Raw genomic sequence first — 17371 nt, forward strand, 5'->3', positions numbered from 1 at the left:
CGCCGCAGCCCTTCGTCGGAAACCCGCGCGTACTTCGCCAGGCTGCGTACCGAGGTGTGCCCGGACAGCTTCATCAACACCGGCGTCGAAGCACCGTCCTCCGCAGCATGGGTGAGTCGGGAGTGGCGCAACGCCTTGCTCGAATCCGGCGGCGCGGGCCTCGCCCGCAACCGCACCACATGGTGTGTGAGTATCTGCGGTAACTCCTTAGCGTGACTCTTCTCGCCGATGTTCCCGGACCCCCGAAGCGGCCGGGTGTCCGTATCGGCGGGCTCGCACGCTGGTTCTGGCCGGTGGGTCCTACGCCGCGGCGGCCGCTCCGGGTGTCACCGTTCTCGCGCCGTGCTGATTCCCAGGTTTCGGATCCGGGTCATGCCGGGGTGGTGCCGGCCGCCAGGTCCGCGATACGTGCCACGATGTCCGGATAGCGTTTGGTGTGGGCGCCGCCGTCGAGATCGATGGCCGCGCCGGTCATCCAGCCGGCTGCGCCGGAGGTGAGGAACCCGATCGTCTGTGCGATGTCCTCGGGTGTTCCGGGACGTCCGAGCGGTGTGTTCTCGACGTATTCCTCGACGAGGCCGGGGACGAGCGTCGCACCGTGGGTGAGTGGTGTGTGGACGAATCCGGGGTTGACCGCGTTGACGCGGATGCCGCGGGGCGCGAGTTCCATGGCGGCGACTTCGGTGAGCATGAGGACTCCGGCTTTGGCCGAGCAGTACGCTCCCATCGCGACTCCGGGCTGGCGACCGTTGAGGGAGGCCACGAGTACCACGGAGCCGCTGTCGCGGAGGGCGCGTGCGGCCTCTTTGACGGTCAGGAACGCGCCGGTGAGGCAGACATCCACGGTGGCCTTCCAGTCGTCGAGGGAGAGTTCGGCGAGGGTTCCGGGCCGGGATATTCCGGCGCAGTCGACGACGGTGTCGACGGGCCCGTGCTGTGCGGTCACTGTGTCGAAGAGGGTGTGCATACTGTTTTCGTCGGTCACCTGGACCGGGTGGCCGCTCGCGGGGGCGCCGAGTTCGGCGGCGCGGGAGCGCGCGGCGTCTTCGTCGAGGTCGGCGATGACAACGGTGTCTCCGCGTCCGGCCATGAGCTGTGCGGTGGCCCAGCCGATTCCGGAGGCGCCGCCGATGACGACCGATACGGGGTGGTCTGTGCTCATGGGTGTTCCTCCGTCGCGCTCGATTGCCGGGGTTGCTGGTGTCCGGTGTCGGACACAATCTACGGACAAGCATCTGTACAGGTGTCTAGCAGTCGGGCCGTGATTTGGCTAGCATGCAGCGATGAGCACGGAGGAGCTACGTACGCTACGCGCGGGTGGATTCGATTTCGAAGTACGTGTCCGCCCGGGGGCGCGTGTGAACGGTGCGGATGTGCTCATGCTGCACGGATTCCCACAGAGCGCGGCGTCCTGGGGGCCGGTGTCGGAACTGCTGGCCCTCGACGGTGTGGGCTCCGCAGCCCTGGAGCAACGCGGTTACTCACCGCGCGCGCGACCCGTAGCGGTGCACTCCTACGCGCTGCCGGAACTCACCGCGGACGTCCTCGGGGTCTGTGACGCGCTGGGATCGGACCGTGTTCATCTGGTCGGCCACGATTGGGGCGCGATCGTGGCGTGGAATGTGGCCGCCCGGCATCCGGATCGGGTCGCTTCGTTGACCGCGGTTTCGGTACCCCATCCGGCGGCGTTCGCGTGGGCTCGCCGGCACGACCCGGTGCAGGCGGAGAAGTCGGGGTATATGGAGTTCTTCCAGCAGCCGGAGGCCCCGGAGGAGCTGTTGCTGGCCGATGATTGTGCCGGGTTGCGAATCGGGTTCGGCGAGGCGGTGCCGGCGGAGTTGGCGGACCGCCATATCGCTCGGTTGCGGGAGCCGGGCGCGATGACGGCCGCGTTGAACTGGTATCGGGCGGCGGGGGATTCGTGGGAGTCGGTCCCGGCGGTACAGGTGCCCACGACGTTCGTCTGGGGCGATGCGGATCTGGCGGTGGCGCGGTCCGGAGTCGAGCGGAGCGCGGATCATCTGACCGGTCCGTATCGACTGGTGGTGCTGGAGGGTACCGGTCACTGGATTCCCGAGGAGGTTCCCGGCAGGTTGGCGCAGATCGTGCTGGAGCGAATCACGGATTCGTGATCCGCCCCAGTCCCGGATCCCGCTGGCCCATGTCTGGGGCGGTGTCGGTGGACGGGCTGCGGTTCGTGGCCCGGTGCGCACCATCCATGCCCGCCCGACACCAAGTACTTCGGCCTCGAACGTGGGACCACCTGGCCGAACATGATCAACGATCAAGCCAGCGGCCTTGCTGCCCAAGTATCGACGGAAGTGTTCGGTCAGCTGAGCGGAACCTCGTCGCGATGTGGGCCGACTACCGCGCGCTCGGATACCGGCGGTTGCTCTGCATCAACACTGCCAGTGTCCCGGGAGAGGTGACCGACCAGTTGACCGCCGCCCTGGGAGACGACCCCCATATCACCGGATTTCGCGGCACCATCGGCGACCCGATTCAGCGGTAGACCGTCAGACCGTCCGCCAATTCCTCCTCATCACCATCGTGGTGGGCGGCGAGGGCCTGCTGCAGGGCGAAGGTCGAGGCGATCGCAGTGATGCGGGCGGTCGTTTCGTGATCCGCCCAGCCACCGAGTGTGAGTACGCGCCGTAACAGGGAATCGCCGTGGCCGGCGCCGATGGCTGCCAGGTCTTCGGCCGGGTCACCGAGACCGACCTCATCCCAGTCGACCACCCCGCTCAGGCGCGGCAGCCCGTCGGCGCTCTCCCACAACACGTTCTCGGGCCCGAGGTCACCGTGCACCACCGCCGCCGTGAGGTGGGGAAGACCTTCGACTGCGCCGAGTTCCTGTTCGGCACGTCGTCGCCCACCGGCGGACATGAGCCCGAACAGCTCGGTGCGGACCTCCGCCGCGAACCGATGCCACCGGTCTTCCGGAGCCGGCAGTGCCGAGCGCACTCTGTCGTCGGCGCCGGCTCCGGCCAGACCGGCCAGCAGCCCGACGTACTGGCCCGCTACCACCTGAGCCACCTGTGGATCATCGAGTACCTCAGCGGTCAACGGAGCTCCGGGAACACGACTCGACACCAGGAAAGGCTGCTCACCGATACCGTCCGCGTCGCCTTCCTCCAGCGGAACCGGTATACGGAAACCCAGGTCGAAGTCGGCGAGGACACGCAGCACAGCTGCTCGCCGCGGCAGGCGGGCCGCCGCCGCCTCGGTGCGAGGCAGACACACAACACGGTCCGTGCCGATCACCACCAGATGGAACTGCCCCTGCCGGACAGCGAAATCCTCCGGTTCGGTGTCCGGCAGCAACCGGCGCAACAGAACTCGATGCCGTCCGATCACCGTCTCCACGACACCACCCGCTCTGTTGATCGCTGCATACGACGAGCCTTACGGTCGGTGAGGAACGGCGGTCCAGGTCGGCGGCCGACCAGCATCTGCGGCAACAACCGCATCGTACCGGGCCCCGCTACGATGCGCTCGGCACAATTCCGATAGCGACACGCCACGATTATCAGATACGAAACTGTGAGCTCCATCGATTGCCGATTTCGGAATCCGTGAGCTCTCACCCCCGCCGGCAGGTTCGTATCGGCCGAGTTCTGCCATCGTGCCGTGGCTGCCGGCTGCCCCACAGGAAACTCCCGCAGAGCCGGAAACGAGTACGGGGTCCGCTGAACCGGTGAGTTCATCGGACCCCGCCTCGGCTGTATCCGGGTACCGGGCGAAGGCCCGACCGGATACACACTCGATTACATCTGGCGCATCTGCTGGCGTACCTGGTGCAGCTGCAGCTCCCACTGCATGGCACGGTCCTGGGAGCGGCTGGACTGATCCTCGGCCTGCTGCGCGAGCTGGGCCGCCTGGTCGGCCTGGTCCTGGGCCGACTGACAGCGCTGGGCCGCCTGGTTGGCCTCGCTCTGCGCCTGCTGGGCCTGAGCCTGGGCCCGGTCGGCCTCGCTCAGCGCCTGCTGCGCCTGGTTCTGCGCCTGGATCGCCTGCTGGCGAGCCTGCTGGGCCTGATTGTTGGCCTGGTTGGCCTGGTTCTGCGCGATCTGCGATTGGTGCTGAACCTGGCGGGACTGCTGCTGCACCTGGCGGGCGAGGTTCTGCGCCTGCTGCGCGAATTGCCGCGCGTTCTGGCATTCCTGCCGGATTTCGTCCAGGCCCATGCGCAGCATGTCCAGGCTCTGGATTTCCTGCTGACTGCTTCCGTTGCTGGAACGGGTGGCAGTGCTGGTGTCTTGCGCCATCTGAGCATCCTTCCAAAGGGTTGGTTTGAAACGGACTGACTCGTGGAGCGCTCAATATCCTCGCACAGCACGGGCGCTGACCATGGTCACGTTCGAGCAAACATCGCTGGTAAAACCGCAGCTCGGGCGGCATATCGCGGTTATCGGACGCGACCCCGGTACGACGCCGGGCGATGCACGCACCCGCGCCATCGGCGGATGCCATACCGAGACCGCACCGTCATGTGCACCGGCCCCGGGCGACCCCCGACGCCGCGGTGGTACCGGCGGACCGGGACCACCGCTGGCCCCGAAATCCCGAAACTCGCTACGCGTCCCGATGCGGGGTGTGCAGTCGTTTCCCGAGCTCGGCCGGAAGCTACCTCGCGCACCGTCACCCCGGGCGCGGACGGTCAGAGTCCGAGTTTGGTGACTGCGTTGTCAGCGAGGGGGTCTGCGGTGCGGATGTAGCGGTGCACGGTACGCGGGTTACTCCACCGGCCCTGCCGCATGATTTCGCGGTCTGCGGCGCCACCGAGGGCGGCCTGGGTGGCGAATCCGGCGCGCAGCGAATGGCCGGAGAAGAGTGCGGGATCCAGTCCCGCGCGCCCGGCGTAGCGTTTGACGAGTTCGGCGACCGCCCGCCCGGATATCGCGGTGGCACCCAGCCCGCCGTGCCGGTTGATCGCGGGGAACAGCGGCTGTTCCGGCCGCAGCCGCGGGTCGGGGTGATAGCTGTGGCAGCGATGGATACGGGTATCGGATTCCGTGGCGGCCTGTTCGGTGACCCAGCCGCGCAGGTTTGCGGGATCTTCGGTGTGCGCGGTGAGCAGACGCATCCAGTCGGCGCAGGCGCAGACGGGGCAGGTGTGTGCCTGCCGGCCGCGGGGGAGCGCGACGTGTTGTTCGGTGATGCCGGTGGGGTCGGTTTTGGTGGTGGGCAGGTGTATCAGCAGGAGGGGTTCGCCGGTGCCGTGGTCGGTGCCGAACTGGATATCGGCGAGGCGCAGGCTCGCGAGTTCGCTGCGGCGCAGTGCCCCGGCGAAACCGAGGAGCAGGAGCAGGGTGTCGCGGCGCCGGGCGGGTTCGCCGGGCCAGCCGGGTTCGGGTAGTCCGGCGAGGAGTTCGCCGAGCGTGTGCAGCAGGATCGGTCGTTTCCGGTTGGGCCGGGTGCGGCGGGTGCGCCGGATACCGCGCAGGGTGAGCCGGACGACGTCGCTGCGCGTGGGCGCGGGTAGTCCGTTGGCGGCGTGCACGGCGGCGATGGCGGCGGATTTGCGTTCCAGAGTGGCCGGTCCGTAGGCGTGGCGGCCGTCGGGTGTGCGGGCGTCGGCGGCGGCGGCGAGGTAGACGGCGATATCGAGCGGGTCTGCCGGTAGCGCGCAGCGGTTCTCGTTGGCGCACCAGGCAGCCCAGGCGATCCAGTCGCTGCGGTATGCGCGCACGGTGTTGGGGGATTGGGAGGCGGTGAGGTAGCGGCCGAGCGCGGTGGCCTGTTCGGTATCGAAGCGTTCGCGTACCTGCCGCAGTGCGGCGGTGTCGACGAGGACGCTGGTGACGCCGCGGCGGAGTTCGGTGCGCACGGTGTCGGGTAGCGCGAGGTCGGTGTCGTGCTCGTTCATCTGGGCCCCTGGGTAATTGCGTAGCAGGAATCGTTTGGTTTGCAGCAACGAAACGAAACATATTGCGAACAAACCGATCACCACTCACCCTACAATCCTGGCCTCCGATAATGTTCACTTATCGGTGGCCAGAACCAATCGGATTCTCAACCTCTCCCGAGAGCCTCATTCCATTACGTTTCGTGTAAATACGTAGTATTCCAACGAAACAACGCTACGATTCTCCGGTGCCCACAGTCTGCAACTACCCCGGCTGCACCCGCCCCCTCGCCAAGCCCGCCGGCCCCGGTCGCCCCTCCGAATACTGCGAACTTCCGGACCACACCCGTTGGCGCGCTTGGCGAGAGCGACAGCGGCTACAGCAGGAAGCGGAGAGTCCCACCGAAAACGTCACTGTGACAACGCAGGGTCCGGTTACCATCGCCCGGCTGCGAGCCGATGAACTGCTCACCCAATTCCGCACACTCGCAGACCAGCTCGGCACCACCCTCACCGCCGCCGTCACCGAGATGAACACCCTGGCCGACCCATCCGCCGCCGAGGCACAGGTACAGGCGGTGCAGGCGGATGCCGCCCGCCGGATCGCCGAAGCCGAAATGGCCGCCGCCGCAGCCGAACAGGCACGGCGGGAAGCCCACGAAGCCCGCGAACGAGCCGAAGCAGCCGCCGAGGACGCGGCATCCGCCGCCGAAACCGCCGAAACCGCTATCGCCGCTGCGGAGACCCGAACCGCAGCAGCCCTCCGCGATCGCGATGAAGCGTTACGCGAGGTGGAAAAAGTGACCGCCCGCGCCGCCGATGAAGTCTTCGCCGCCCGCAGCGACGCCGAAGACCGGATCCGCACCGTACGCAACGATTCCGCGGATGAGCAGCAACGTCTGCGCGACCACTGCACCGCCGAGATCGGGCGTGCCCAGCACACCGCCGATGCCGAACTAGAACGGATGCGACGCGAGTACACCCAGCGTGAATCGGCCGCGGCGGCCGAACGTGACCTGGCCGTGCAACGTGCCGCCGATACCGAGCGTGCCCTCGATCGCGCCGAGCAATCGGCCACCGAACGTGCCGAGGCCGCCCAGGAGATGAGGCTGGAGCTGCAACGCCTGCGCGCGGATACCGATGTGCTGCGCAATGAACTCGCGGAGGTCCGCCGCACCGCCGCGGCCGACCTCGCGGCAGCGCGTACGGAAGCCGGCGACCGGCTGGAACGGGCGGTCACCGAGGCTACCCAGCGAATGGAAGCGCTGGAACACGCACGCGCTCAGACGCTGACTCGCGCCGAACGTGCCGAACGGCAGCTCGACGATCTTCTCGCCGAACGCGCGGCACACGCTGCACATGCCCGGGTACCCGCCGGTGACGCGGGATGACGTAGCACAATCTCCGGTATGGCTGTTATCCACCGTACGACCATGGAACCGTCGAAACTGGACCTGCTCGGCCGTTGGCTCCCCAGTCGCCCGTGGTATTCGGGACCGGGCAGAGCGGAGGATCTGCGCCGCGTGGGTGGTTTCCGGCTCGACGATCCCGCCGGTGAGGTGGGGATCGAGATGCTGGTGGTGACCGATACCGGCAGTACCGAGCCGATCACCTACTTCGTACCGCTCAGCTACCGGGGTATCGAACCGGAGACCGACACCGACGCGTTGCTGGGCACTTCGGAGCACGGAGTGCTCGGCACCCGGTGGATCTACGACGGCACCCGGGACCCGGTGGCTGTCGAACGGATGGCCGCGCTGCTGGCCGGGGGTGCGCAGGCACAGCACGCTACCGACAGTGCCACTCCCGAGCTCGGTGTTCTGGTCGCTGCCGCCGGGCTTCCCACCGACGGGTCGGCGCTGGTGTCGGCGGCGGAGAACCCGGTGGGTACCGATATCACCGTCACCGACGGTCAGCTGCGGGTGCACCGGGTACTCGGCCGGTCGGAGCCGGTGCTGCGTTCCGGTCAGGTGATCGTGCCGTGGAGTGCGCCCGACGGCAGCACGGTACGCAGTGTGGTGCTCTCCGAATTGCGCTGACACCAGCGCAATGTCTTCGGATCGGGCCCGGTCGGCCGGTGCCGTATTCGGTACGGGATATCCCGCTGCCCGAGTGCGGTGAGGATGGGTGTGCCGGGGAAACGTACGGCGAACCATGCGTACGCGCCGGGCTCGAACTCCCGTGCACCGGACGCCGTACCGGGAACGACGCGACGACCCCGGGCGGAGCGCGGCGACCACCGGATGATTGACCGGGCGACGCACTCCGCCGTTCGGGATTTACTTCACGTACACCGTGTCGTAGAACTGCATCGCCGCCGCGATCCCGACCGGCACCCCGATCAGAACCACACCCGCGGCGACACCGAGCGTGACCCCGGCCGCGGCCCCGGTGATGCACAATCCGATCGGTCCGACGAAGAACGTCGGAACCACCAGCGGGGCTCCGATGACGGCCCCGGCGACACACCCGAGAGCCCCACCGATGAGACTGCCCAGCAGGGTGCCGATGCCGGTGGCCAGACCGAACTGGGTCGCGGCCATGCTCAATGCGCTGTCGAAGTCCTCGGCGCCGACCGGCTGCAACATGGCCGCCGGGCGGGCCTGTGCCGGATCGGTACTGGGGGTGAAGGTGGCGGTGTTCCCGTCGACCTGGGCCGCGATCGGCCATTCCTTACCGTCTTTGAGGTAGGTGAGGGGCAGGCCGGCGACGAGGCGGCCCTGGTCGTCGAGGACCTGGAACTGACTGCCCTGCACCGTGAGCGAGCCGCCCTCGGTGCGCAGCACGACCGAGCTGTCGACGATGCTCGCCGTGTAGTGGATACCCGGCATGATGTCGGTCTGCAGAGTGGAGCCGTTATCCGGTGCGGAGGGCGCCGGCGCGGCGTAGGCGGTGGCGGAGGTGGCGCCGAGAGCGGCGACGGCGAGCAGGGAAGCGGCGATGTACCGGCGAGTTTGCATCTGTCTACAGCCTTTGTCTTGCGGCAAATGGATACGAGCTGCCCCACCCGGACCTCATCGTGGGGGCGCTCGGCGGGTCCGTACCGGCATACGTACCCGCCAGACGATCGTGGGTGCGCAGTGTTACCCCACCGTTACCCGCGGCCTTCCCATTCGGTTAACGCGTCAGCGAAATATTGTGACCGCGTTAACTTTCCGCTTCTCTTGTGTTCACATCCGCAGCGGCAGACCGGCTTCCATTCGCGCGACTCGGTCGTCGTGCACGATATGGGCCTGTTCGAGCAGCGCCATCAGTTCGGTTTCGCCTTCCCGGATCCGCCGGGCGTATTTACGTGGTAGCCCGGCGATCGTGTCTTCTTCGCCGGTCATCTTCGTATACGTGCGTTCGCGTAGCGTCTGGTCGGCTTCGTAGCCGAGATCGAGATAGCGGGTGGCGTGCCGGCGGGCGTTGGCCACCGCGGTCTGCGCGCGGCCCGCCGGGCTGAGCAGGGAGGCCGCGACGGTTGCCAGCAGCACCACCACGATCACCGCCAGGGACGCGGCGGTGGATATCTCGGTGACCGGCACCGGATCACCGTTGTTGATGAAAGGCACAGTGTTCTCGTGCAGCGCGTGCAGGACGAGTTTCACCCCGATGAACGCCAGGATCGCGGCCAGTCCGAAACCCAGATAGATCAGGCGATCCAGCAGTCCTTCGAGCAGGAAGAACAGTTGACGCAGACCGAGCAGGGAGAAGGCGGTGGCGGTGAAGACGAGGAAGACGTTCTGGGTGAGTCCGAAGATGGCGGGAATCGAATCCAGGGCGAACAGTACATCGGTGCCACCGATGGCGACCATGGCCAGCAACATCGGGGTGAGCCGGGTGCGGCCGTCGACCACGGTGACCAGTCTGTCGCCGTCGTAGCGGTCGGTGGTGCGCAGGAACCGGCGGGCCAGCCGCAGGACGAAGGTGTCGCCGGAATGACTGTCCTCGCTCTCCGGTTTCAGCATATTCCCGGCGGTGATCAGCAGCGCGGCGCCGAATATGTAGAAGACCCAGGCGAACCGGTTGATGAGGGTGGCGCCGACGAAGATGAAACCGGTGCGCACCAGCAGCGAGAACACGATCCCCACCAGCAGTACCTTCTGCTGTGCCGCGCTCGGTACGCGGAAGGTGGTCAAGATGATGAGGAAGACGAACAGGTTGTCCACCGATAACGCCTTCTCGGTGATGTACCCGGCGAAGTATTCGACTCCCATCGTCGTCCCACCGAACAGCAATACGCCGAATCCGAACGCGATGGCGACACCGACATAGGCGGCCGACCAGATCGCCGCCTCGGACAACGACGGTGTGTGGGCGCTCCGGACATGGAAGAAGAAATCGAACAGCAGCAGACCGGCGATAAGCGTGAGCGCACACACCCATGCCAGCGCGGGAACGGTCACATCGCCCTCCTGCCCGGTGCACTGTGCGGGACTGGGGCGACTGTAGCCGCGCAACCGCACGCACCGGGGTTTGCGCAGGTGGCGTCGAAGGGTCGCCGGGCTAGTCGGTATCCGCGGTGCGCCCGAGCCCGGTGCGGGGCTGAAGGTGATGCGACCGATGTCAGGGGATGAACGGACACTCCCGGCAACCGTTGGGCAATCCAGGGTGATGACCCATATCATTCTGCTATGCCGACCTACGAGGAAGCGGATGCCGTTCCGGTGTTCGGTCGTGGTGTACGCCAGACAGTGCTCGCGATGGGGGTCTGTTCGGTGGTGATCGGAGTGGCGACGGTGATCTGGCCGGACAAATCCCTGAGTACGGTCGGCAACCTGTTCATGTTCTCGCTGCTGTGCAGCGCGGTGACCTTGGCGGCGGTGGCGTTCGGTAGCCGGCTGGGCCGGTTCCCGCGTGTGTTGCTGCTGCTCGCGGCGCTGGTATCGCTGCTGACGGCGGCCCTGTGTTTCCGGGCGGGGGATTGGACGCTGCTGCTGGCGATGTGGCTGGGGCTGGCGTGGTCGGTGCGCGGTATCGCGCATGCGGTGGCGGGGGTGTGGGACGACGACGAGGTGACGGGCAGTGGGAAGCAGGAGGTGTTCGGTCTGGTGACGCTCACCGCCGGCCTGGTGATCGCGATCGCGCCGTTCGACGATATCGAGACGCTTGCCTTGGTCGCGGGATGCTGCATCACGGCGTTCGGGGGGCTGGAGATCTGGACGGCGGTCCGTTCGCCGGCGGCGGTGCGGGGTGCGGCGGGGTCCGATGCGCTGACTCCGGACGAGCATCTGACCACGGTGATCGCGAGCGCGGGAGGTTCCGGGGGACGCACCCGCGACTGAGGCGCCGTACGGACCGCTGTTTCGATACCCTTCCTGGTATGGCGATCATTACGAGCCATCGGATCATGCGCCTGCGGGCGCTCATCGAGCATCCCAATACCGGCGCCGACGAGCGCGCGACAGCGCAGCGCATGCTGGACCGGATGCTGGACCGCTCCGGTCATTCGGCGACCGGTGACCGCACGTACGGCAATCGTCATCACCGGGTCGGCAAACATGCCGATCTGCCGTCGGTGGCCGAGATGATCCGTGCCGATATCGCGTTGGGCCGCATCATGTTCGCTCCGCAGACCCGGCTCGGTGAGCCGGCGGTGCGGGATCCGCTCGGTGATGCGCCGGTGCAGATCTTGATCACCGTGGATCTGCCCCATCACGGCTGTATCGATATCACCATCGACAACGTTCCCCGGGATTGGGGCTGGGTGGTCGAGGACAGTATCGAATGCGTCAGCCCGCAGTTGCAGGAGCTGGCGACCGAACTGGCCGACATCATGAACGGCTACAACTGCGACGGCAGCGATATCGCGAAACGTTTCTTCGGCCGGGTGCGGATCCCGGACTTCACGCTGGTCTGGTAACCGCCGGAGTGACCTCGGCCCGATACCGCTGCCCCGATTTCACGCTTTCTCGTCCCGCAGGTCCAGCCCGATCGGGGTTACGGCCGGGATCTCCCCGGTGGCCAACACGGCCCGGGTCAACGGGCGCAGCACCCGCACGAGTTCGTCACGTTCCTCGTCGGTGAGTGTCGCGTACGCGGCCGCGGCGGCCGCGTCGGTGCGGGCCTCGATCTCGGCTTTCACCGCCGCCCCCTGTGCGGTCGGGCCATCCGCGCCGACCAGGCCCGCGGCGCCCAGGGCCGCGAGCCGGATCTCCCATTCGGGTTCGTCGAAGTCCCTGGATACCGTGTAGATCTCACGCGGAACCCCGTTCACCAGGGTCTGCAGGACATGCGATTCGCGGCCCCCGATGCCGGCTGCGAGCAGGGCGGCGATATGACCGTCGCCGCGATGTTCGCGCAACAGTGTCGCCGCGTGCCACAGCCGGGCCACCGGGTCTCGGGGTAGCGGCAGCGCCCGGTTGGCGGCGAACAGCGTCCGCCCCTCCAGCGGCGCGGCGGCGACGGCGGACTCGGCGAGTTCGGCCGCGACGGATATGTCCGGACTGTCGGCCAGTTCGCCGAGTTGCCGGCGCAACGCGGCTGTCGCGCCCTGTTCCCGGGCGGCGAGCGCGGCCGCCGGCGGGGCGTATTCCCACGCCGACGGCAGGGCCCGGCGCACCCGTTCGAGGGTGAAGTTGTAGAACAGCGCGTGTACGACTTCGGGTCCGGCCGCGCCGAGTGGAGCCGCACGGCCGGCGAAGTATCCCATCCAGAACCCGCGATACCCCGCCGCTTTCAGGGCCTGCAACGGTTCGGGGGAGAAGTAGGTGACGGCGTGCAGCGGTTCGAGCAGGCTCCATGCCTGCCGCGCGAACGCGGGAAGTGCGGTGCTCATGCCGCCACGCTACTGCCGCCGGGTCCGGAAAGCCCCCGATCGGCTGCCGCGACGACTGCTGAATCCGCGGCGCGCCGCTGTCACCGCCAGCCGCCTTCCAGGGCGCGACGGAAGACGGCTGTTTCCGGATATCGAACGCCCGCGGCCCCATCCGGGCGCGATGGTCAGTCGGTCCGGGCGGACTCACCCTCGCCGATACCGACGCGGTCCTCGGAGCCTCCGCCGCCGGCCTGCGTGCCAGAGTGTCCGGCCACTTCCAGATACGCCGCTGTCAGTTCGGCGAGCACTCCGCGGTCCGGGGTCCCCTGCCGCCGTAGGTGGATATCGCGGAGTTCGTCCATGAATCTCGTACGGAGCGTGGGCCCACCCTCGGCGAGTAGCCGGGCCCGGATGGCGAGTTCGGGCGTGGTCGGCATCCAGCGTGCGCCCCATGCCCCCAGCTCGGTGATCAGCGGTACCAGCTGGATCGCGGCTTCGGTGAGGTGGTATTCCACCTTCTGCCGGTGGCTGGGGTCGTCGTCGCGGCTGAGCAGTCCGGCGTCGACGAGTTTGGACAGCCGGGCCGCGAGCATATTGGAGGCGATGCCCTCCATGGATGCGCCGAGCAGTTCGCGGAAGTGGGTGTTTCCACTGAACATGATGTCGCGCAGCACGATCAGACTCCACCGGTCGCCGAGGAGTTCCATCGTCATATTGATCGGGCAGCCGGATTTTCCGGGCGGCACAGGCAGCACTTCCGGCGAAACTGGTTGCGTCATGAGATCAGTCTAGGTAGGTTCTCAACCAATTGCATATTACAATCAGTTAGGATTCCCGATGACCCAGCTCGTTCGAGTGCAATGCTTCACTGTCTCCAGCGACGGTTACGCCGCCGGGCGCGGCCAGAGCCTCGACCGCCCGTTCGGCCACGCCGACCCCAGCGCCATGATGTCCTGGGCCGGCGCGACCGCCAGCTGGGTGAACCGCACCGAACCCGGCGGCACCCGCGGCCTCGACGACTATCTGACCCGCGATATGCCCCGCAATATCGGCGCCGAGATCATGGGCCGCAACAAATTCGGGCCACAGCGCGGCCCCTGGGAGAACTACGACTGGCAGGGCTGGTGGGGCGACGAACCCCCGTTCCACACCCCGGTCTTCGTTCTCACCCACCATCCGCGCCCGTCGTTCACCCTCTCCGACACCACGTTCCACTTTCTCGACGCCACCCCGGAAGCGGCCCTGAAGGAGGCATTCGCCGCCGCCGACGGGCGCGATGTACGCATCGGCGGGGGTGCCACCACAGTCCGCGAATTCCTCGCCGCCGATCTCATCGACACCCTGCATATCGCGGTGGCGCCCATCGAACTCGGTGACGGCGAACGCCTCTGGGAACGCCCCGAGGAACTCACCGATCGATTCCATCTGGAGAAGATTCCCAGTCCCAGCGGGGTCGTGCACCATTTCTTCTGGCGACGCTGACCCGGATGACGACGCGGCGCCCGGGAGTCCGAAGACTCCCGGGCGCCGCGCGGCCGGTGTGGGCCGGATCAGACCAGATCGAACCGGTCCGCGTTCACCACCTTGTTCCAGGCCGCGACGAAGTCGTGCACGAACTTCTCCCGGGCGTCGTCGGCCGCGTACACCTCGGCCACCGCGCGCAGTTCGGAGTTCGAGCCGAACACCAGGTCGTAGCGGGTGCCGGTCCACTTGACCTCGCCGGTCGCGGTATCGCGGGCCTCGAAGGTCTCCTGCGACTCATCGGTGGACTTCCACTCGATACCCATATCGAGCAGGTTCACGAAAAAGTCGTTGGTGAGCGTCCCGACCTTGTCGGTGAACACACCGTGCGCCGACTGCTTGTAGTTCGCGCCCAGCACACGCAGGCCACCGATCAGCACGGTCAGCTCCGGTGCGGTCACACCGAGCAGGTTCGCCCGGTCGATCAGCAGATGCTCCGACGGCAGCCGGTGGCCCTTGCCGATGTAGTTGCGGAAACCGTCGGCACGGGGTTCGAGCACCCCGAAGGAATCCACATCGGTCTGCTCCTGCAGCGCATCGTTGCGTCCTGGCGCGACCGGCACGGTGACCTGCACGCCCGCGGCCTTGGCGCCCTGTTCGACACCGGCGGCGCCGGCGATCACGATCAGATCGGCCAGCGATACCTTCTTACCGCCGGACTGGGCGCCGTTGAACGATTCCTGCACCTTCTCCAGCGCACTCAGAACGGTGGCGAGCTGCTCGGGTTCGTTGATATCCCAGCTCTTCTGCGGCTCCAGCCGGATACGGGCACCGTTGGCGCCGCCGCGCTTATCGCTGGAGCGGAACGTCGACGCCGAGGCCCAGGCCGTGGACACCAGCTGCGGCACGGTCAGGCCGGTGGCCAGCACCTGCTCCTTGAGGGCGGCGATATCGGCCTCGTCGATCACCTCGTAGTCGACGGCCGGGATCGGATCCTGCCAGAGCAGCACCTCGGCTGGGACCTCCGCGCCCAGGTACCGTTCGACCGGGCCCATATCGCGGTGGGTCAGCTTGTACCAGGCGCGGGCGAACGCGTCCGCGAACTGGTCCGGGTTCTCCAGGAAGCGACGTGAGATCGGCTCGAACTCCGGGTCGAAACGCAGCGCGAGGTCGGTGGTGAGCATCATCGGCTTCTTGCGCTTCGCCGGGTCGTGGGCGTCGGGGATGATCTCCTCGGCGTCCTTGGCGACCCACTGGTTCGCACCCGCCGGGCTCTTGGTGAGTTCCCATTCGTAGCCGAAGAGGATCTCGAAGAAATCGTTGGTCCACTGCGCCGGTTTGGTGGTCCAGGTGACCTCCAGGCCGCTGGTGATCGCGTCACCGGCCTTACCCGATCCGTGGGTGCTCTTCCAGCCGAAGCCCTGCTGCTCGATGAGCCCGGCCTCGGGTTCGGCGCCGACCAGATCGGCGTCACCGGCGCCGTGGGTCTTGCCGAAGGTGTGACCGCCGGCGATCAGCGCGATGGTCTCCTCGTGGTCCATCGCCATCCGGCCGAAGGTCTCCTTGATGTCCACGGCGGCGGCCAGCGGATCCGGGTTACCGTTCGGGCCTTCGGGGTTCACATAGATCAGCCCCATCTGGACCGCGCCGAGCGGGTTCTCCAGATCGCGTTCCCCGGAGTAGCGCTCGTCGTCGAGCCAGCCCGATTCCGGGCCCCAGTAGACGTCCTCGTCCGGCTCCCACAGATCGGCGCGGCCACCGGCGAAGCCGAAGGTCTCGAAGCCCATGGATTCCAGCGCGACGTTCCCGGCGAAGATCATGAGGTCGGCCCACGACAGCTTCTTGCCGTACTTCTTCTTGACCGGCCACAGCAGCCGGCGGGCCTTGTCCAGGTTGCCGTTGTCGGGCCAGCTGTTCAGCGGCGCGAAGCGCTGCATACCACCACCGCCGCCACCGCGGCCGTCGATGGTGCGGTAGGTGCCGGCGCTGTGCCAGGCCATGCGGATCATCAGCGGGCCGTAATGACCGAAGTCGGCGGGCCACCAGTCCTGCGAGTCGGTCAGGATCTCGGTGATATCGCGGCGGACCTCGTTCAGGTCCAGGGTTTCGAACTCGGTCGCGTAATCGAAGTCCGGCGCCATCGGGTCGGACGCGGGCGCGTTCTTCCGCAGGATCTTCAGGTTGAGCTGGTTGGGCCACCAATCACGGTTGCCGGCACCCGTCGTCGGGTGTTTGGCCGTGAACGGGCACTGGCCTGTGGTGCTGTCGGACACTGCGTTCCTTCCGGTGGATAAGGGTCATTTCGGGCTGGGCGATACAGAACAGTCGGGGCACAGACCCCAATAGATGACCTCGGCTTCTTCGATCGTGAAACCGTGGTCGTCGGCGGCGGTCAGGCACGGGGCGGGGCCGGTGGCGCAGTCGACATCGGCGATCGCGCCGCAGGACCGGCATACGAGATGGTGATGGTTGTCGGAGACCCGGGTCTCGTACCGGGCCACCGAGCCGGTGGGCTGGATACGGCGCAGCAGACCCGCGGTCGTCAACGCGCGCAATACGTCGTAGACGGCCTGGTGGGAGACGGCTCCCAGCGATTCGCGTACCCGGCCGATGATCGTGTCGGTATCGGAATGCGGGCTCTCGTGTACCGCGCTCAGTACCGCCAGCCGCGGTGCGGTCACACGCAGCGCTGCCTCGCGCAACATGTTCTCGAACTCCGCGGTCGTGGTCACATTCCGGAGCTTACCGACTTTCTTGAATGAATCAAGTATCTGTTCGGGTCAGAATCTGGGCTTGATCAAGAAACCGCCCGGCAGGGCGGTGCGCTCGGTATCGTGCACCCACGCTTCGTGACGATTCCGACCCACTCGGGAGGGCAGACTATATGCGCAGCACGGTTCGCCGCAGGATTATCACCGCATTCGCTGCCGCCGCCCTCGGCTGCGGCGGTCCGGCCGCGACAGCGGCCGCGCAACCCACCTACTACGACCCCGAGATCAGCCACTGCGGCCACCTGTTCCGGACACCGCTGGAAGCTCCCCGTCCCGGCGCGGTGTACTGGAGCCCGTTCGGCACCAGCGGAATCGTCTGCTACGACAACGGAACCGGAACGGCCGACTTCTACCAGCGCGACCCGGCAGGTGCCTGGCACGATATGAATGAACTCGCCCCCGGGCAGTTCTTCTACAGCATCTTCACCACCGGCATCCCGGACGCCGCCCACTGGCGCTGACCCACCGCCCGGCCGAGTACCTCCGCGCGTCCGTCGCGCCCGGCGGACAGCGCGCTCGCATACGGTAATACCGGGGTATTATCGTAAGCAG

General features: G+C 67.2%; 18 protein-coding genes. 8 read left to right on the forward strand and 10 right to left on the reverse strand.

Annotated elements, in window-relative coordinates:
- Window positions 1-370: 370 nt before the first annotated feature.
- Window positions 371-1162 carry an SDR family NAD(P)-dependent oxidoreductase gene (locus tag ACWEWT_RS04885; RefSeq protein ID WP_452556231.1) on the reverse strand — a complete coding sequence of 264 codons (792 nt, stop codon included), beginning with the start codon at window positions 1160-1162 and terminating at the stop codon, window positions 371-373.
- A gap of 121 nt (window positions 1163-1283) precedes the next feature.
- On the opposite strand from ACWEWT_RS04885, the gene ACWEWT_RS04890 reads away from it, so the two are divergent.
- Together ACWEWT_RS04890 and ACWEWT_RS04895 are read left to right on the forward strand one after the other, a co-directional pair.
- Window positions 1284-2132, forward strand: coding sequence for an alpha/beta fold hydrolase (locus ACWEWT_RS04890; protein ID WP_452556233.1), 849 nt, complete (start codon window positions 1284-1286; stop codon window positions 2130-2132).
- A 221-nt stretch (window positions 2133-2353) separates the two neighbouring features.
- The gene (locus ACWEWT_RS04895) at window positions 2354-2512 is read left to right on the forward strand and encodes a hypothetical protein (protein ID WP_452556235.1); all 159 of its coding nucleotides are present in this window, start codon (window positions 2354-2356) and stop codon (window positions 2510-2512) included.
- Here ACWEWT_RS04895 and ACWEWT_RS04900 read toward each other — a convergent pair.
- From ACWEWT_RS04900 to ACWEWT_RS04910, 3 genes are all read right to left on the reverse strand, one after another.
- Window positions 2503-3357 (reverse strand): phosphotransferase family protein, encoded by an 855-nt coding sequence (locus ACWEWT_RS04900; RefSeq protein ID WP_452557671.1) that lies wholly within the window; start codon window positions 3355-3357, stop codon window positions 2503-2505. The genes ACWEWT_RS04895 and ACWEWT_RS04900 overlap by 10 nt on opposite strands.
- 410 nt (window positions 3358-3767) lie before the next feature.
- Complete coding sequence (locus ACWEWT_RS04905) at window positions 3768-4268, reverse strand: hypothetical protein (RefSeq protein ID WP_452556237.1); 501 nt, start codon at window positions 4266-4268, stop codon at window positions 3768-3770.
- Window positions 4269-4660: 392 nt separating this feature from the next.
- Complete coding sequence (locus ACWEWT_RS04910; protein WP_452556239.1) at window positions 4661-5869, reverse strand: integrase; 1209 nt, start codon at window positions 5867-5869, stop codon at window positions 4661-4663.
- Between the two features lie 395 nt (window positions 5870-6264).
- Here ACWEWT_RS04910 and ACWEWT_RS04915 point away from each other — a divergent pair, with 395 nt between their 5' ends.
- Entirely contained in the window at window positions 6265-7239 is a 975-nt protein-coding gene (locus tag ACWEWT_RS04915; RefSeq protein ID WP_452556241.1) for a hypothetical protein, read from the forward strand.
- 18 nt (window positions 7240-7257) lie between these two features.
- Window positions 7258-7887: a maltokinase N-terminal cap-like domain-containing protein gene (locus tag ACWEWT_RS04920; RefSeq protein ID WP_452556243.1), complete on the forward strand. Its 630-nt coding sequence runs from the start codon at window positions 7258-7260 to the stop codon at window positions 7885-7887.
- A gap of 240 nt (window positions 7888-8127) precedes the next feature.
- Here the strand turns inward: ACWEWT_RS04920 and ACWEWT_RS04925 are convergent, their stop codons facing one another.
- Both ACWEWT_RS04925 and ACWEWT_RS04930 read right to left on the reverse strand, forming a co-directional pair.
- A complete protein-coding gene (locus ACWEWT_RS04925; RefSeq protein ID WP_452556245.1) occupies window positions 8128-8808 on the reverse strand; it encodes a hypothetical protein in 681 nt (226 codons plus the stop codon).
- Between the two features lie 210 nt (window positions 8809-9018).
- Window positions 9019-10236 carry a TerC family protein gene (locus tag ACWEWT_RS04930; RefSeq protein ID WP_452556247.1) on the reverse strand — a complete coding sequence of 406 codons (1218 nt, stop codon included), beginning with the start codon at window positions 10234-10236 and terminating at the stop codon, window positions 9019-9021.
- 228 nt (window positions 10237-10464) lie between these two features.
- On the opposite strand from ACWEWT_RS04930, the gene ACWEWT_RS04935 reads away from it, so the two are divergent.
- Both ACWEWT_RS04935 and ACWEWT_RS04940 read left to right on the forward strand, forming a co-directional pair.
- On the forward strand, window positions 10465-11115 hold the full coding sequence (locus ACWEWT_RS04935; RefSeq protein ID WP_452556249.1) for a DUF308 domain-containing protein: 651 nt from the start codon (window positions 10465-10467) through the stop codon (window positions 11113-11115).
- A 38-nt stretch (window positions 11116-11153) separates the two neighbouring features.
- Window positions 11154-11693 (forward strand): hypothetical protein, encoded by a 540-nt coding sequence (locus tag ACWEWT_RS04940; protein ID WP_452556251.1) that lies wholly within the window; start codon window positions 11154-11156, stop codon window positions 11691-11693.
- Window positions 11694-11732: 39 nt separating this feature from the next.
- On the opposite strand, the gene ACWEWT_RS04945 is transcribed toward ACWEWT_RS04940, so the two are convergent.
- Both ACWEWT_RS04945 and ACWEWT_RS04950 read right to left on the reverse strand, forming a co-directional pair.
- Window positions 11733-12608, reverse strand: a complete 876-nt coding sequence (locus tag ACWEWT_RS04945) for an SCO6745 family protein (protein ID WP_452556253.1) — start codon at window positions 12606-12608, stop codon at window positions 11733-11735.
- A 164-nt stretch (window positions 12609-12772) separates the two neighbouring features.
- Window positions 12773-13366 (reverse strand): winged helix-turn-helix transcriptional regulator, encoded by a 594-nt coding sequence (locus ACWEWT_RS04950; protein WP_452556254.1) that lies wholly within the window; start codon window positions 13364-13366, stop codon window positions 12773-12775.
- 58 nt (window positions 13367-13424) lie between these two features.
- On the opposite strand from ACWEWT_RS04950, the gene ACWEWT_RS04955 reads away from it, so the two are divergent.
- A complete protein-coding gene (locus ACWEWT_RS04955; RefSeq protein WP_452556256.1) occupies window positions 13425-14069 on the forward strand; it encodes a dihydrofolate reductase family protein in 645 nt (214 codons plus the stop codon).
- A gap of 68 nt (window positions 14070-14137) precedes the next feature.
- On the opposite strand, the gene katG is transcribed toward ACWEWT_RS04955, so the two are convergent.
- Window positions 14138-16321 (reverse strand): catalase/peroxidase HPI, encoded by a 2184-nt coding sequence (gene katG / locus ACWEWT_RS04960; protein WP_452556258.1) that lies wholly within the window; start codon window positions 16319-16321, stop codon window positions 14138-14140.
- Between the two features lie 24 nt (window positions 16322-16345).
- Entirely contained in the window at window positions 16346-16753 is a 408-nt protein-coding gene (locus tag ACWEWT_RS04965) for a Fur family transcriptional regulator (protein WP_452557672.1), read from the reverse strand.
- 179 nt (window positions 16754-16932) lie between these two features.
- Between ACWEWT_RS04965 and ACWEWT_RS04970 the strand changes: the two genes are divergently transcribed.
- Window positions 16933-17280 (forward strand): hypothetical protein, encoded by a 348-nt coding sequence (locus ACWEWT_RS04970; RefSeq protein WP_452556260.1) that lies wholly within the window; start codon window positions 16933-16935, stop codon window positions 17278-17280.
- Window positions 17281-17371: the final 91 nt, after the last annotated feature.

The organism is Nocardia sp. NPDC003963 (genome assembly GCF_053605105.1).

Excerpts from the sequence above, each read along its gene's own strand:
- ACWEWT_RS04955 (WP_452556256.1), top strand. The coding sequence starts at position 13,425 with ATGACCCAGCTCGTTCGAGTGCAATGCTTCACTGTCTCCAGCGACGGT.
- ACWEWT_RS04965 (WP_452557672.1), bottom strand. The coding sequence starts at position 16,753 with ATGTTGCGCGAGGCAGCGCTGCGTGTGACCGCACCGCGGCTGGCGGTA.
- ACWEWT_RS04885 (WP_452556231.1), bottom strand. The coding sequence starts at position 1,162 with ATGAGCACAGACCACCCCGTATCGGTCGTCATCGGCGGCGCCTCCGGA.
- ACWEWT_RS04910 (WP_452556239.1), bottom strand. The coding sequence starts at position 5,869 with ATGAACGAGCACGACACCGACCTCGCGCTACCCGACACCGTGCGCACC.
- ACWEWT_RS04970 (WP_452556260.1), top strand. The coding sequence starts at position 16,933 with ATGCGCAGCACGGTTCGCCGCAGGATTATCACCGCATTCGCTGCCGCC.
- ACWEWT_RS04945 (WP_452556253.1), bottom strand. The coding sequence starts at position 12,608 with ATGAGCACCGCACTTCCCGCGTTCGCGCGGCAGGCATGGAGCCTGCTC.
- ACWEWT_RS04935 (WP_452556249.1), top strand. The coding sequence starts at position 10,465 with ATGCCGACCTACGAGGAAGCGGATGCCGTTCCGGTGTTCGGTCGTGGT.
- ACWEWT_RS04890 (WP_452556233.1), top strand. The coding sequence starts at position 1,284 with ATGAGCACGGAGGAGCTACGTACGCTACGCGCGGGTGGATTCGATTTC.
- ACWEWT_RS04940 (WP_452556251.1), top strand. The coding sequence starts at position 11,154 with ATGGCGATCATTACGAGCCATCGGATCATGCGCCTGCGGGCGCTCATC.
- ACWEWT_RS04920 (WP_452556243.1), top strand. The coding sequence starts at position 7,258 with ATGGCTGTTATCCACCGTACGACCATGGAACCGTCGAAACTGGACCTG.
- ACWEWT_RS04950 (WP_452556254.1), bottom strand. The coding sequence starts at position 13,366 with ATGACGCAACCAGTTTCGCCGGAAGTGCTGCCTGTGCCGCCCGGAAAA.
- ACWEWT_RS04925 (WP_452556245.1), bottom strand. The coding sequence starts at position 8,808 with ATGCAAACTCGCCGGTACATCGCCGCTTCCCTGCTCGCCGTCGCCGCT.
- ACWEWT_RS04905 (WP_452556237.1), bottom strand. The coding sequence starts at position 4,268 with ATGGCGCAAGACACCAGCACTGCCACCCGTTCCAGCAACGGAAGCAGT.
- ACWEWT_RS04895 (WP_452556235.1), top strand. The coding sequence starts at position 2,354 with ATGTGGGCCGACTACCGCGCGCTCGGATACCGGCGGTTGCTCTGCATC.